The sequence below is a fragment of the Maribacter aquimaris genome (assembly GCF_014596745.1).
GTDB lineage: Bacteria > Bacteroidota > Bacteroidia > Flavobacteriales > Flavobacteriaceae > Maribacter_A > Maribacter_A aquimaris.
On record NZ_JABTCF010000001.1, the window covers coordinates 341,171 to 354,672 of the forward strand.

Consider the following 13,502-nt stretch of genomic DNA (forward strand, 5'->3'; position numbering starts at 1 on the left):
TTATGAAGCGTTACATTTCGTGTCAAATATAGCTATATTTGCGGTTTACTACATAATTCATGCAGCTACTTGCCTTTATTTTAATCTACCCATTATTGTGGGTTATTTCAATTCTGCCCCATCATTTGTTTTATGGGTTTTCCAATTTTATGTTCTTTTTGGTATATCGGGTTATCGGGTATCGTAAAAAAGTGGTTCGCGGTAATCTGGAATTGGTTTTTCCAGACAAATCCAAAGAGGAATTAAATGCAATAGAAAAGGATTTTTACCACCATATGTGCGACATGTTCCTGGAAATGGTCAAAGGTATGAATCTTTCAAAAGAAGCCTTTAAAAGGAAATACAACGTTACCAATATCGAGGTTCTTCATGAAATCGAGAAAGAGAAAAGCATATTACTTGTTTGTGCACATTACGCCAACTGGGAATGGAACGTAAGCCTTAGCAATTACACGGCTTCCAAGGGCTATGCCGTTTACCAAAAAATAAGCAATCCTTATTTTGACAAACTGGTCAAGAAAATCAGGGCCAAACACCACACCAGCCTAATCACCCAAAAAGAAACCATCAAAACCGTTATACAGAATCACCAAGATAACATTAGGGCCATATACGGTATGGTCAGTGACCAATCTCCCCAAGCCCAACGAGCCCAATATTGGAAAGAATTCATGGGGGTTAAGGTCCCAGTCTTTAACGGTGCGGAAAATTTAGCACGAAAACTTGATCTTGCCGTTGTATTCTTAAAAGTCAGTAAAGTAAAACGTGGTTACTACAATGCAGAGTTCATACCTATTACCACGGCCGGAAGCAACACTGCAAAAAACGAAATCACGGATAAGTTCCTCGCCCTTACCGAACAACAGATCAAGGAACGTCCGGAACTATATTTTTGGACCCATCGCCGTTGGAAACACAGAGACAAGGCCCCTAAATAGGGTACACAAACTTCTAGTTCGATTGATAAACCAAGGTGGCTATTACAATGCAATGATCACTGGCATAATTTTCACAAACTATTTCATAATCGATGACCTTCCACCGTTCTGGCATGTTGTACAAAATATGATCCAGACAAACTTTCGGTTGATTTGCAGGCCAAGTTTTTTGTCTGGCCTCGGGAATTTGGGGTTTATAGAATGTTTTCCTTAGTATTTTCAAGGTTTCACTGTCAGGACCATCATTCAAATCGCCAACCAACAACGTTGGGTATTCGGATGCTCCCAAGACCTCATTAATGGCTTTTGCCTGCATTAGTCGATCCGTATTATCGCCCAAATGATCCAAATGCGTACCCACGAATTGAATGACATTTCCGTTTTTTGTCTTTACCCTAGTCAATAGCGCAGCTCTCGGTTCAGAACTACTCTGGTGTGGCAACGGAATATTCTCGGAAGCAATAAAACTTAACTTGGAAAGAACCGCCTCACCGTACTCCCCTCCATCAAAGTACATCGCCCTTGCGAATAAGGATACCATATTGGTACGTATGCCAATTTCTGTCGGCAAATCAAATTTCTTTGCCCTATTGGTTTTAAAATCGACTTCCTGCATGGCAACCAAGTCAGGCTTGTACTTATTTATCACTCCGGCAATGGTGTCTAGATTGAAATCATTTTTAGTGGTTGCCCCATGCAGTATATTAAAACTTATCACCTTTAAAGTATCGGTTTGGGAATACCCATTGAAGTAAACACAGAATACAACACAAAGTAGTAACCTTATTTTATTTGCCATAGCTTGAATTTTAGATGCCTGAAATCTCCTTGATCTCACCGATAATCCGATCCGCCAGTCCGTCAGCTTCACTTTGACTTTTGGCTTCCGTATAAATTCGGATAATAGGTTCGGTATTCGATTTACGTAAGTGCACCCAATTTTCGGCAAAATCAACCTTTACACCATCAATGGTGGAAACTTCCTCCCCTGCATATTTATCTGCCATGGCTTTTAAGATACCATCAACATCCAATTCAGGAGTCAATTGAATTTTCTTTTTGCTCATAAAATAGCTTGGATAGCTATCACGCAGTTCCTTAACCGTTCCACCCTTTTCTGCCATCAACATCAAAAACAAGGCTGTACCGACCAAAGCGTCACGACCATAATGACTTTCAGGATAGATGATACCACCGTTACCTTCACCTCCAATTATAGCCTTATTCGCCTTCATCTTGGTCACTACATTCACTTCACCTACCGCTGCAGCCTCATAAGTGCCCCCATGCTTTTCGGTAATATCCCGTAACGCCCTTGAGGACGAAAGGTTGGAAACCGTATTTCCTTTTGTTTTCCCCAGCACATAGTCGGCACAAGCCACCAAGGTATATTCCTCACCGAACATTTCCCCATCATTACTGATAAATGCCAATCGATCAACATCCGGATCTACCACAATACCGAAATCGGCCTTTTCCTTGACAACCCGTTCACAGATATCACCCAAATGCTCCTTTAATGGCTCAGGGTTATGGGGAAATTCACCGGTTGGATCACAATACAATTTCACCACTTCAACCCCTAAGGTCTCCAATAACTTAGGGATAACGATACCCCCTGTTGAATTGACCCCATCGACCACCACTTTAAAGTTGGCCTTTCTAATGGTATCGGCATCAACCAAGTCAAGGTCTAAAACCTCATCAATATGAATATCGATATACGCATCATTCTTGGTTATACTACCCAAGTCATCAACCGCTGCGAATGTGAAATCCTCACTTTCCGCAATCCCAAGGATCTTGGCCCCCTGCGAAGCATCCAAGAACTCCCCTTTTTCATTCAGGAGTTTCAAAGCGTTCCATTGTTTGGGATTATGACTGGCAGTCAATATAATGCCACCATCCGCTTTTTCCAAAGGAACGGCAATTTCAACGGTAGGTGTTGTTGACAAATCCAAATCAATGACATCAATTCCCAATCCCACCAAAGTGGAAACCACAAGGTTTTGAATCATCTCACCGGACAATCTTGCATCCCTACCTATGACCACTTTCAATTTTTCCTTTTTTGAATAGCCTTTTAGCCATATACCATAGGCGGCTGCAAATTTAACCGCATCAATAGGTGTTAGGTTTTCACCTGGTTGACCCCCTATAGTACCTCTTATCCCTGAAATTGATTTAATAAGCGTCATGATTTTTATAAATTTTTATGCAAATATAAAAGACTAATGCCAATCCTAACCTTCAATTTGGTAAATTCGACCTTATGAACCATATAATAGCCCTATGAATTTTCTGGCCCATATTTATCTTTCCTTCGGTGATAAGGAAATTGCCATAGGCAACTTTATTGCCGATAGCATCCGTGGAAATAAAATTGACCACTTACCAAGTCGCATTCAAAAAGGGGTCATATTGCATCGGGAAATAGACACCTATACCGATTCGCACCCTATCCCCAAAATAAGTAGCAAACGCTTACACAAAAACTACAGTCATTATAGCCGGGTAATCGTTGATATCTATTATGACCATTTTTTAGCCAAGAATTGGAAACACTATTCCGATACGCCATTAAAGATATTCGTGAATGATTTTTATGACCTATTGGAAGATAATTACGCGATACTACCAACAGGTGTCCAACGAATGATGCCTTATATGATCAGTGATGATTGGTTGTTCAATTATTCTAAAATGGAGGGTATCGACAAGGTATTGCAGGGTATGGACCGAAGGACAAAAAATAGGTCAAAAATGAATTTTGCCATTTTAGACCTGGAAGAACACTATTCGGATTTCGAAAAGGAATTCACTTCTTTTTTTAATGAATTGATAACTTTCTCAAAACAAAAATATAAATCACTATAGCTTGTATATCAAATGTTAGTAACAAATAAATTAAAGCCTTACTTTAAATATTTTTTTCTGGTATCCATTGCGCTTTCCCTAACAGAATGCAAGAAACAACCAGCCAAACCCACGGGATTGGTAGCGGAAAAAGCCATGGTTGTTTCCGCACGTAAAGAAGCTTCGTCCATTGGGATCGAAATACTTAAAAAAGGGGGAAATGCCTTCGATGCCATGGTCGGCACGGAACTGGCCTTGGCTGCGGCTTATCCATTTGCAGGAAATCTAGGAGGTGGTGGCTTTATGGTCTACCGAAAGGCTAACGGGGATGTAGGCGCCTTGGATTATCGCGAAAAAGCCCCGTTATCCGCCCACAAAGACATGTATTTGGATTCGCTTGGAAATGTCATTCCCGGAAAAAGTACTATTGGAGCCACTGCCGTTGGTGTTCCCGGCACTATCGCTGGCATCTTTAAAGTACACGAAGCATTTGGAAGCTTACCCATAAAAGATATCATCAACCCGGTAATCAGGTTGGTTGAACAAGGTGTTGTTGTCACAGAAAAGCAAGCTGCCCGACTCGAACATTACAGAAAACAAATACTTGAGGTAAATGGTGATAATACATTGTTTTTCAATACCTGTTCAGCAGGTGACACCTTAAAATACCCTGCTTTGGCAAACACGTTGAGGCGTATCGTCAAGAATGGACGTGATGAGTTTTATAAGGGAGAAACCGCAAAGATATTATCGACATTCATTCAAGACCAAGGAGGGTATGTCACTATGGCAGACCTAGCCAAGTACGAGGCAAAATGGCGCCAGCCCATCACATTCGACTATAAGGACCTTAGAATAATATCAATGAGTCCCCCTAGTAGTGGAGGCGTTACCATGAATCAGATATTCAAAATGATCGAACCCTATGAAATATCCGATTTTGGACATAATTCCACCAAAACCATTCAATTGTTCACTGAAGCCTGCAGGCGTGCTTATGCAGACCGTAACTTCTATTTGGGTGACCCTGATTTTGTCGATATTCCCCTTGATGTATTGTTGAGCAATACATACTTAGCAGGTCGCATGGAAGACTTTACTTTCAATAAAGCTACCTTATCCTCTGAAATGGAACGCGGTAAGATTCAAATTTCAGAAAGTTCCGAAACCACGCACTACTCCATTGTCGACCAAGAAGGCAATGCCGTATCGGTTACCACCACCTTAAATGGGGCTTATGGTTCCAAGTTGTATTGTGATGAATTAGGGTTTTTCCTTAACAACGAAATGGATGATTTCAGTGCCAAACCCGGAGTACCGAATATGTTTGGACTTATAGGTGCCGATGCAAATAGTATCGCTCCAGAAAAAAGAATGCTAAGTTCAATGACCCCAACCATTGTTGAAAAAGATGGTAAACTTTGGCTCGTGGTTGGAAGTCCAGGGGGATCGACCATCATTACGGCAGTGGCCCAAACCATCTTGAACACTTACGAATTCGACATGAGCATGCAAGAAGCCGTCAACGCACCGAGATTCCACCATCAGTGGTTACCAGACTTTATCGTATTTGAACCAGATGGTTTTTCAACGGAAATTAAGAAGGAATTAAAATCGAAGGGATATATCATCAATGAAGACCGTACACCAATCCTCGGCAAGGTAGATGCCATCCGAATGTTACCCGACGGAAGCTTGGAAGGCGGTGCAGACAAACGGGGTGATGATACTGCCGTAGGCTTTTAAGTAAACAACCACAATAAAATGATCCAGTCCTATAAAAGAAAACCCGAATTGGCCACCCATTATGACGCCATCCTCATAGGCTCAGGTATGGGAAGTCTTGCAACTGCTGCGATTCTAGCGAAAGAAGGGCAAAAAGTATTGATTTTAGAGCGTCATTATACCGCAGGCGGCTTCACCCATATCTTTAAGCGTAAAGGTTATGAGTGGGATGTGGGTATCCATTACATTGGGGAAGTGCAACGCGCCAATAGCGTCACAAAACTATTATTTGACTATATCAGTGACGGTAACCTAAAATGGGCCGATATGGGAGAAGTCTATGACCGTATCATCATTGGGGACAAATCCTTCGATTTTGTAAAGGGCGTCAAAAACTTCAAACAACAACTATCCGAATACTTTCCCGAAGAGCAAAAGGCCATTGACGACTATATCGATATGGTTTTTGCCAGTACCAAGACAGCCCGAAGTTTTTTTGCCGAAAAGGCCTTGCCTCCCCTAATTTCCAAGTTTATAGGCAAGAGGATGCGCAAGCCATATCTTAAATTCTCCGACCAGACCACTTATGATGTATTGAGTCGGTTGACCAACAACAAAGAACTCATCAAAGTACTGACCGGACAATATGGAGATTATGGATTACCCCCAAAAAAGAGTAGCTTTTCAATGCATGCCGCCCTGGTTAGACATTATTTCAGCGGCGGGAGTTTTCCGATAGGAGGTTCATCGCAAATTATCGAAACCATCGCTCCTGTCATCGAAAAATCCGGTGGTACCATTCTGATCAATGCCGAAGTGGACAAAATACTGATCGAAAACAATACAGCGACCGGTGTATTAATGGCGGATGGAAAAACCCTACATGCCAAGCACATTATTAGCGGGGCCGGAATTATGACGACCTACAAGAAACTATTGCCCGACGCCATTCGGAAAAAACACAACTTAGACGAACAATTAAGGCATATACAACGTTCCGTATCCCATGCATGCCTTTATATTGGATTGGAGGGCTCACCAGAAGAATTGAAATTACCCAAAACCAATTTATGGATTTATCCTGAAGGGACCGAGGACCATGACACCATCGTGGATAATTTCCTAAAGGACAATGAAGCCCCCTTACCGGTTATATACATATCCTTTCCCTCAGCAAAAGACCCGGATTGGTCCAATCGCTACCCTGGAAAAAGCACTATTGACATCATCACCATAGAGCCTTATGAAAATTATGCCAAATGGGAAGGCACACGATGGATGAAACGGGGTACGGATTACGAAGAACGCAAAGAAAAAACCGCACAAAGACTGTTGGAAGCCCTATACAAACAACTACCCCACTTAAGGGGTCATGTGGATTATTATGAGCTTTCCTCCCCCCTAACCACAAAACACTTTGTAAATTATGACCAAGGGGAAATTTACGGCATAGACCATACACCCAAACGCTTTAGACAGAGATTCCTGAAACCGGGCACCCCAATCAAGAATTTCTTTTTAACCGGACAGGATATTGTTACGGCAGGAGTGGCAGGTGCCCTATTCGCAGGGGTATTGACCGCATCGGCAATCACGAAAAAGAATATCATTAAAAAAGCAATGCAAAAGACCACATAACCCAATGATCAAAAAACTTTTAAAAATTGGCCTTGTACTATCCATTATTTTTTTGGTCGGAGCCTTTGCCATCTATTTAATTTATAATGAACCCGTACCCATAGGACAACCTGGTGCGCAAGCGGATGCCTTGGCCCATAAAATGGTAAATGCCGTGAACGGAAAAGCTTACAGCCATACCCGTTATATCGAATGGTCGTTCCGAGATGGAAAACACAGGTACAAGTGGGACAAGGAATTGGGTAAAGTCAGTGTCACTTGGGACGAGACCACCGTAAACCTGAATCTTAATAATCCCCAAAAGAGCCAAGTGACAAAAGCCGGTGAAGTGATTTCCGACATGAAAAAACGTAAATCGACCATTGAAAAATCAATTTCAATGTTCAACAATGATTCATTTTGGCTTGTGGCCCCTTTCAAGGTCTTCGACAAAGGGGTTGTCCGTAGCCTAGTAAATATGGATGATGGCTCTGAAGCCCTATTGGTTTCTTACACTTCAGGGGGCAGCACACCTGGGGATTCTTATTTATGGGAATTACAGCCCAACGGTTTCCCTAAAAGTTTTAAAATGTGGGTCAGCATTATTCCCTTGGGTGGCATGAAGGCAACCTGGGATGATTGGCAATTGACAGAAAGTGGTGCCTTTCTACCCAAAACACACCAGTTAGGACCAATGACTATTGACATGGGCAATGTAAAAGGTTACAATTAAAGTGAATATCCATCAGATATTTAGTTTAACACTATCCTAGACGTTATTTTTATATCCCAGAAGCAAACAATACAATCGAATGCCGGAAAAAAAGAAGTTCGGAACCTTTGCAGGTGTTTTCACACCGTCTATCCTCACCATCCTAGGGGTCATCATGTACATGCGGCTGGGCTGGGTAGTTGGCAATGCCGGACTCTTGGGTACCTTGGGGATCATACTCATCGCCCATCTGATTGCCGTGAGCACTGGCTTAAGCGTTTCGTCCATTGCTACAGATAAAAAAATCGGAGCCGGGGGCATCTATTATGTGCTTTCAAGAAGTATGGGCATTCCCATTGGCGGGTCTATCGGTATTGCCCTATATGTAGGTACCGCTTTTTCCATTGCCTTATATCTTATCGGTTTTTCAGAAAGCTTCAATTCGTATTTCGGTTTTGGAACGACAGTAGACGATTTTCGGATTACGGGAACAATAGCCCTTTTGGCTTTGACCGTATTGGCAATGATCAGTACATCCTTGGCCCTTAAAGCCCAATTTTTTATATTGGCGGCCATAGCATTATCCTTAATTTCCATTTTTTTCGGAACCACGGAATTGGCCCCACATTCGGTGGCCATGTTTTCCAATGAGAATTCTGTTTCCTTGGAAGTTGTTTTCGCTGTTTTTTTTCCAGCCGTTACGGGCTTCACAGCAGGTATAGCCATGAGTGGCGACCTGAAGGACCCCAAAAAATCAATACCCATCGGCACCCTTGCCGCCATCGCAACAGGACTCATCGTCTATATCGTTTTAGCCGTATTTATATCTTTTACCGTTCGACCTGATATTTTAAGGTCGGATTATAATATCCTAATGAAAATAGCCCTATTCGCCCCTGTCGTGGTTGCAGGCATCTGGGGAGCTACGCTCTCCTCTGCATTAGGCGGCATTCTAGGAGGTCCCAGGATTTTACAAGCCATGTCTATCGACAAGGTCACCCCTAGGATCTTCGGAAAGGGACGAGGCAGCAACAACGAACCTATCAACGCCCTTTTCCTGGTTTTTGTAATTGCTGAGGCAGGTATTCTAATTGGGGAATTGGATGTTATTGCCCGCGTGGTATCCATGTTCTATTTAACCGCATATGGCTTTATCAATATTTCATATTTCCTCGAAAGCTGGGCCAATCCGGATTTTCAACCCAGCTTTAAGATCAAACGGTGGATCGGACTGCTTGGTTTTATCGCCTGTTTTTCAGTCATGTTCAAATTGGACATGACCGCTATGATAGCGGCCCTTGTCGTGATAACGGTATTATACTATGCCTTGCAACGGAAAGAAGTAAAAATACAGTCCAACGACGTTTGGGGCAGTGTCTGGGAAAATGTCGTCAACAAAGGACTAAAGAAAATTGATGCCAAAGAATACCAAAACACAAATTGGAACCCCAATATAATTCTGTTTAGCGGTAAGAGCGACCATCAAAAGTATTTGCTCGAATTGGGAAAAACAGTTTCTGGCAGAACTGGAATAGTGACTAATTTCAAACTTATTCTTGATACCGAAAACAACATTCCCCTGCGCAAGACCGAACAAACGATACGGGATGAAAACTTTCAAGAACTGGGTATCTTCGCCAGACAAATTAAGATTGATAATATTTATTCGGGTATTACCAACATCGCTTCCACCTTTGGTTTCTCAGGGGTCGAACCCAATACCATAATGATGGGTTGGCCCAAAGGGTTGGAAAATTCAATAGAATATTCCAAAATGACAGAAACACTCCTGCATTTGGACTATAACCTGTTGTATTTGGATTTTGACCGGAAAGCAAAATTCGGAAACTATGGTTCTGTGGATTTTTGGTGGCGAGAAACCGATAGCAAAAATGCGGAAATGATGCTTAATATCGCCCGATTCATTATCGCTTCACCCCGATGGGATAATCCGGATATCAGGGTTCTTTTCGTAAACAACAATAATGTTGCCGTTGACTTGATCCATGATAAGATCGCTAAATTAGTGGAAGACCTTCGGGTGAAGGTACAGATCAAAATCATTAATAATGCCGTGGAACAAAAACCGTTTTATGATATAATCGCCGAGGAGTCCTCCTCAACCGACTTAACTTTAGTGGGCATTCCCGATTACAAAATTGAAAAACAGGCTGAATTTGTAATGAGGACCAACCATTTATTCCAAACTATCGGTTCCACACTACTTGTAAAGGCCTCCCATAATTTCAATGAATTGGATCTGGACTTGTCACAAAGCAAAGCAACCGAAAAATAATGGGTATGAATCCAACAAAACAGTGGTTTAGCATATTGGTGTTGGCCCAGGTAATTTCAGCGATAATAGCCACTGCGACGGACGTGTTCATTTTTAAGATAAGTGTTGCCGCCATTGGTGCGATAATCCTATTGATTGCATTTTCCAAAAAATTAAGGAGCGCATTTGATGTATGGGTCGTTATTCTCGCTTTTGTCAGTTCTATGATCGGGGATTACTACCTATCGCACATGAACGGAAACAACTCCATGTTCGTTATTGGTATTTCCCTGTATTTATTGGCGCATATTGGTTATTTGATTTTTTCCTTACTCAACGGTACCATACGATGGAGGTATACCCTTTTAATCACAACTGCGTTTTTGATTTTCTTTTACTTTTCGCTTTACCCGAACATTCCCGATAAAGGCCTTATGGTTACGGTATTGTTTTACTTGATTGTATCCTGTGTTTCTTTGGGTGCTGCAATGGGTATTAAAGCTTTACCTAAAATAAAACTGCCCTACGTTTTTGGAATCGCATTGGTTTTATTTTCTGATACTATTATCTCCTTTAAGGAATTCGTGCATTATGATGCATTGAACGTCCTGATTTTGCCCACTTATTATCTTGCCCAAATTGCTATTACCATTGCCCTGTACAATAAAAGCAAGTGCAATTAGCATCAAAAAAATGCAGGGTGTTATAGGGCGTGCCGTGGTTGGAATAACCTCGCCAGTCATTTCGAAGGAGGTACGACTGAGAAATCGCATTAAGCCGATTAAAATAACCATACATTAATTTTTTGCCCAATAGCAGGATGTGATTCCTCGACCTTATCGCTTTGTCGAAAGGACCAAAACGTCATTTCGAAGGAGATACGACTGGGAAATTGCATTAAGCCTATTAAAATAACCATGCTTTACATTGTAGTCCACCAGCAGAATGGGAGTCCCTCGACCCTATCGCTTTGTCGGAAGGACCAAAACGTCATTTCGAAGGAGGTACGACCGAGAAATCGCATTAAGCCGATTAAAATAACCATACAATACATTTTTGCCGGGTTTAACTACATAACAATAACCCACAATAAAAGAATCCCTAAAAATTCGCTATTTTTAAACCTATAAAAGAAGACTCCTATGACATTACGTATTTTACAAAAAGATGATATAACCCCTGATTTAAGTAAGCAGGTCCATGACCTGTTTCAAGTATTGAGCGCTGACATAGTACAACGGGATATAGCCCAAGTAATGGCACAAGGCAACGAATTCATCTTTGCAGGCTGTTGGGAGGACGAAAAATTGGTAGGAATGGCTACCTTGGCAACCTATAAGGTCATCTCGGGCTATAAAGGAATGGTCGAGGATGTGGTACTATTAGAGGAATATCGAGGCAAAGGGCTTGGCAGAAAGTTAATGGAGCTCCTTATTCGGGAAGGGCAAAACCTTCATCTGTCCGAAATATTGCTTTTCAGTGGACACCATCGAAAACCGGCCATTGCCCTATACACCAGTTTGGGTTTCAATCTAAAGAACAGCGGCATGTACACCCTGAAGCTATAAGTTAGTTTCTACCTTGGTTGAACTGATTTTTCAATTCCTCCATGGACTCTTGTAATTGTCGTAATAGTCCCTTTTCCGTAGTGGCATCTATCCCAAAGGTTATCTTACTGTTTACCTGCCATATTTCCTGCACCTGTTGCGGTTCAATTTCGTAAGGTGGATAGGTTTCATTCAAGGATATTAAAGTGATATTGTTGGAAGCAGGGGCCTTTTCGATTTTCTTGACCAAGACAGCATCCTGCAAAACCACCACATAAATTTTATTGGGACTTACATGTGAAATATCCTCAACCGCTTTGGCCAAAACCCATTCCCCCGGTTTCAAATTAGGCAACATACTATCACCCTCAACCTGAAAACCCCTATACGTGGCATTCCTGAATTCCGGCAACGGCAAATCAAATGCCGGTAATTGCTTATACCAACTCGTATCCTGTATGTTTTGCGGATACCCTGCGGCAGCCTTCGCATTTACCAATACCATATTTTCATTATCCGAGGAATCCACGGTAACGACCTTAGGAATCACACTTGTGTTGGAAGTCTCCAAATACTGCATCCCACTTTCCCCAAACAACCATAAGGGGTTTATCTTGAATTGTTTCAAAAGCTCGGCAACTACCCTACCCGATAATTTTGTCCTCCCTCTTTCTATATCCGCCGTTGTACTACTAATACCCAAAACCTTTGCAAATTCGGCCTGCGTATACCCCAAGGTCCTTCGAACCTCGGTAAACCGTTTTAATATAAGTTCATTTTCCATAATCCCTGTCCGGTCGAGCGCAGTCGAGACCTAAATCAATGAATAGTACTACCTCTCGACTGCGCTCGAGGGGCTATATTGGTTTTCACTTCCCAAAGATACATATTTAGGAATATATCCAAAATATTATTGGAATATTTCCATAATTAGGAATTATTCCATATTTTTGGATTATATACCAATAGCAAGATGACAAATACTACAATTCAGGACAAACTTGGTTTTTTCGCCCAAGCAGGCACAAGGGAGGTCCTTAGTGGAAACAAGATGGTCAATATTATTTTGGCCCGAACGAACACCCGGCCCGTATTGGCCAAAAAGGGTGTCGATAAAGATCGATTTGCCAGAAACAGCGTTCAATTAAGCTTATTTTAAAAATTATGGAGAATTCTAGGGTATTAATCTATGATGGGAGTTTCAATGGTTTTCTTACTTCCTTACATATTGCACTTGAAAACAATATAGAAGTAATGGGGTTCCAAAAAAACAAAACCAAGCAAGAAGGACTTTTTATGGACCAGCTGGTCATTACCACCGATAAGACCAAGGCGGAATCCATTTGGAAAAGCCTCGAAAAGAAAAGTCACACGGCCATTCGAAGGATTTATTTTGCCTTTTTGAGTGAGGCTGATGGGATTGATTTTATGCTTTACGAATATGTCAGGAAATTATACGGCATGCTGAATGTCCACGATTTGGAACAATCCGCATTGATTGAAACCAAAATTTCCAAATTGGCATTGCAAGTGAACAGGGAGAAATCGTATACTGAAAGCACTGTGGATTTTCAAAAGGACGATGTTTGCATATATTATGCTGAATTGGAACCCAGTTTCAATATACTACCCCTCATCTCCCGACATTTTAGGTATAAATACCCGAAACAACATTGGATCATCTATGATAACAAACGCCAATATGGTGTATATTACAATGGCATTTCCCTAGAAATTATTTCAAGGGAAACCAAGGAGAGCTACTTAATGGGTAAAATACATGCCAATCCTTATTTAGAGACAAGCTACAGGATGGCCATGTAATAACCGTC

The 13,502-nt window shown here is 41.6% G+C and carries 13 protein-coding genes; 10 read left to right on the forward strand and 3 right to left on the reverse strand.

Translation table 11 applies throughout. The features are described 5' to 3' along the window. The first annotated feature begins 59 nt into the window (after positions 1–59). Entirely contained in the window at positions 60–938 is an 879-nt protein-coding gene (locus HPE56_RS01470; protein WP_188241995.1) for a lysophospholipid acyltransferase family protein, read from the forward strand. A 13-nt stretch (positions 939–951) separates the two neighbouring features. On the opposite strand, the gene HPE56_RS01475 is transcribed toward HPE56_RS01470, so the two are convergent. Together HPE56_RS01475 and glmM are read right to left on the reverse strand one after the other, a co-directional pair. Then, entirely contained in the window at positions 952–1,737 is a 786-nt protein-coding gene (locus tag HPE56_RS01475) for an endonuclease/exonuclease/phosphatase family protein (RefSeq protein ID WP_188241996.1), read from the reverse strand. Between the two features lie 10 nt (positions 1,738–1,747). Beyond that, positions 1,748–3,136: a phosphoglucosamine mutase gene (gene glmM / locus HPE56_RS01480; RefSeq protein ID WP_188241997.1), complete on the reverse strand. Its 1,389-nt coding sequence runs from the start codon at positions 3,134–3,136 to the stop codon at positions 1,748–1,750. A 94-nt stretch (positions 3,137–3,230) separates the two neighbouring features. Between glmM and HPE56_RS01485 the strand changes: the two genes are divergently transcribed. The 7 genes from HPE56_RS01485 to HPE56_RS01515 all read left to right on the forward strand — a co-directional run bounded on the left by HPE56_RS01485 (position 3,231) and on the right by HPE56_RS01515 (position 11,691). Then, entirely contained in the window at positions 3,231–3,815 is a 585-nt protein-coding gene (locus HPE56_RS01485) for an acyl carrier protein phosphodiesterase (RefSeq protein ID WP_188241998.1), read from the forward strand. Positions 3,816–3,827: 12 nt separating this feature from the next. Beyond that, complete coding sequence (ggt, locus tag HPE56_RS01490) at positions 3,828–5,540, forward strand: gamma-glutamyltransferase (RefSeq protein WP_188241999.1); 1,713 nt, start codon at positions 3,828–3,830, stop codon at positions 5,538–5,540. Between the two features lie 18 nt (positions 5,541–5,558). Further along, a complete protein-coding gene (locus HPE56_RS01495; RefSeq protein ID WP_188242000.1) occupies positions 5,559–7,157 on the forward strand; it encodes a phytoene desaturase family protein in 1,599 nt (532 codons plus the stop codon). Between the two features lie 4 nt (positions 7,158–7,161). Continuing rightward, a complete protein-coding gene (locus HPE56_RS01500) occupies positions 7,162–7,869 on the forward strand; it encodes a hypothetical protein (protein WP_188242001.1) in 708 nt (235 codons plus the stop codon). 79 nt (positions 7,870–7,948) lie between these two features. Next, positions 7,949–10,144, forward strand: a complete 2,196-nt coding sequence (locus HPE56_RS01505) for an APC family permease (RefSeq protein ID WP_188242002.1) — start codon at positions 7,949–7,951, stop codon at positions 10,142–10,144. A gap of 5 nt (positions 10,145–10,149) precedes the next feature. After that, on the forward strand, positions 10,150–10,806 hold the full coding sequence (locus HPE56_RS01510) for a lysoplasmalogenase family protein (RefSeq protein ID WP_188242003.1): 657 nt from the start codon (positions 10,150–10,152) through the stop codon (positions 10,804–10,806). A gap of 459 nt (positions 10,807–11,265) precedes the next feature. Beyond that, positions 11,266–11,691, forward strand: a complete 426-nt coding sequence (locus HPE56_RS01515) for a GNAT family N-acetyltransferase (RefSeq protein ID WP_188242004.1) — start codon at positions 11,266–11,268, stop codon at positions 11,689–11,691. Between the two features lies 1 nt (position 11,692). Here the strand turns inward: HPE56_RS01515 and HPE56_RS01520 are convergent, their stop codons facing one another. Continuing rightward, entirely contained in the window at positions 11,693–12,454 is a 762-nt protein-coding gene (locus HPE56_RS01520; RefSeq protein ID WP_188242005.1) for an XRE family transcriptional regulator, read from the reverse strand. Positions 12,455–12,643: 189 nt separating this feature from the next. Between HPE56_RS01520 and HPE56_RS01525 the strand changes: the two genes are divergently transcribed. Further along, entirely contained in the window at positions 12,644–12,829 is a 186-nt protein-coding gene (locus tag HPE56_RS01525; protein WP_188242006.1) for a hypothetical protein, read from the forward strand. Positions 12,830–12,834: 5 nt separating this feature from the next. Continuing rightward, positions 12,835–13,494, forward strand: a complete 660-nt coding sequence (locus HPE56_RS01530) for a TIGR03915 family putative DNA repair protein (protein ID WP_188242007.1) — start codon at positions 12,835–12,837, stop codon at positions 13,492–13,494. The last annotated feature ends 8 nt before the right edge of the window (positions 13,495–13,502 follow it).

Coding starts and splice junctions, on each gene's coding strand:
- HPE56_RS01500 (WP_188242001.1), top strand. CDS start 7,162: ATGATCAAAAAACTTTTAAAAATTGGCCTTGTACTATCCATTATTTTT.
- HPE56_RS01475 (WP_188241996.1), bottom strand. CDS start 1,737: ATGGCAAATAAAATAAGGTTACTACTTTGTGTTGTATTCTGTGTTTAC.
- HPE56_RS01495 (WP_188242000.1), top strand. CDS start 5,559: ATGATCCAGTCCTATAAAAGAAAACCCGAATTGGCCACCCATTATGAC.
- glmM (WP_188241997.1), bottom strand. CDS start 3,136: ATGACGCTTATTAAATCAATTTCAGGGATAAGAGGTACTATAGGGGGT.
- HPE56_RS01470 (WP_188241995.1), top strand. CDS start 60: ATGCAGCTACTTGCCTTTATTTTAATCTACCCATTATTGTGGGTTATT.
- HPE56_RS01520 (WP_188242005.1), bottom strand. CDS start 12,454: ATGGAAAATGAACTTATATTAAAACGGTTTACCGAGGTTCGAAGGACC.
- HPE56_RS01525 (WP_188242006.1), top strand. CDS start 12,644: ATGACAAATACTACAATTCAGGACAAACTTGGTTTTTTCGCCCAAGCA.
- ggt (WP_188241999.1), top strand. CDS start 3,828: ATGTTAGTAACAAATAAATTAAAGCCTTACTTTAAATATTTTTTTCTG.
- HPE56_RS01485 (WP_188241998.1), top strand. CDS start 3,231: ATGAATTTTCTGGCCCATATTTATCTTTCCTTCGGTGATAAGGAAATT.
- HPE56_RS01510 (WP_188242003.1), top strand. CDS start 10,150: ATGAATCCAACAAAACAGTGGTTTAGCATATTGGTGTTGGCCCAGGTA.
- HPE56_RS01505 (WP_188242002.1), top strand. CDS start 7,949: ATGCCGGAAAAAAAGAAGTTCGGAACCTTTGCAGGTGTTTTCACACCG.
- HPE56_RS01515 (WP_188242004.1), top strand. CDS start 11,266: ATGACATTACGTATTTTACAAAAAGATGATATAACCCCTGATTTAAGT.
- HPE56_RS01530 (WP_188242007.1), top strand. CDS start 12,835: ATGGAGAATTCTAGGGTATTAATCTATGATGGGAGTTTCAATGGTTTT.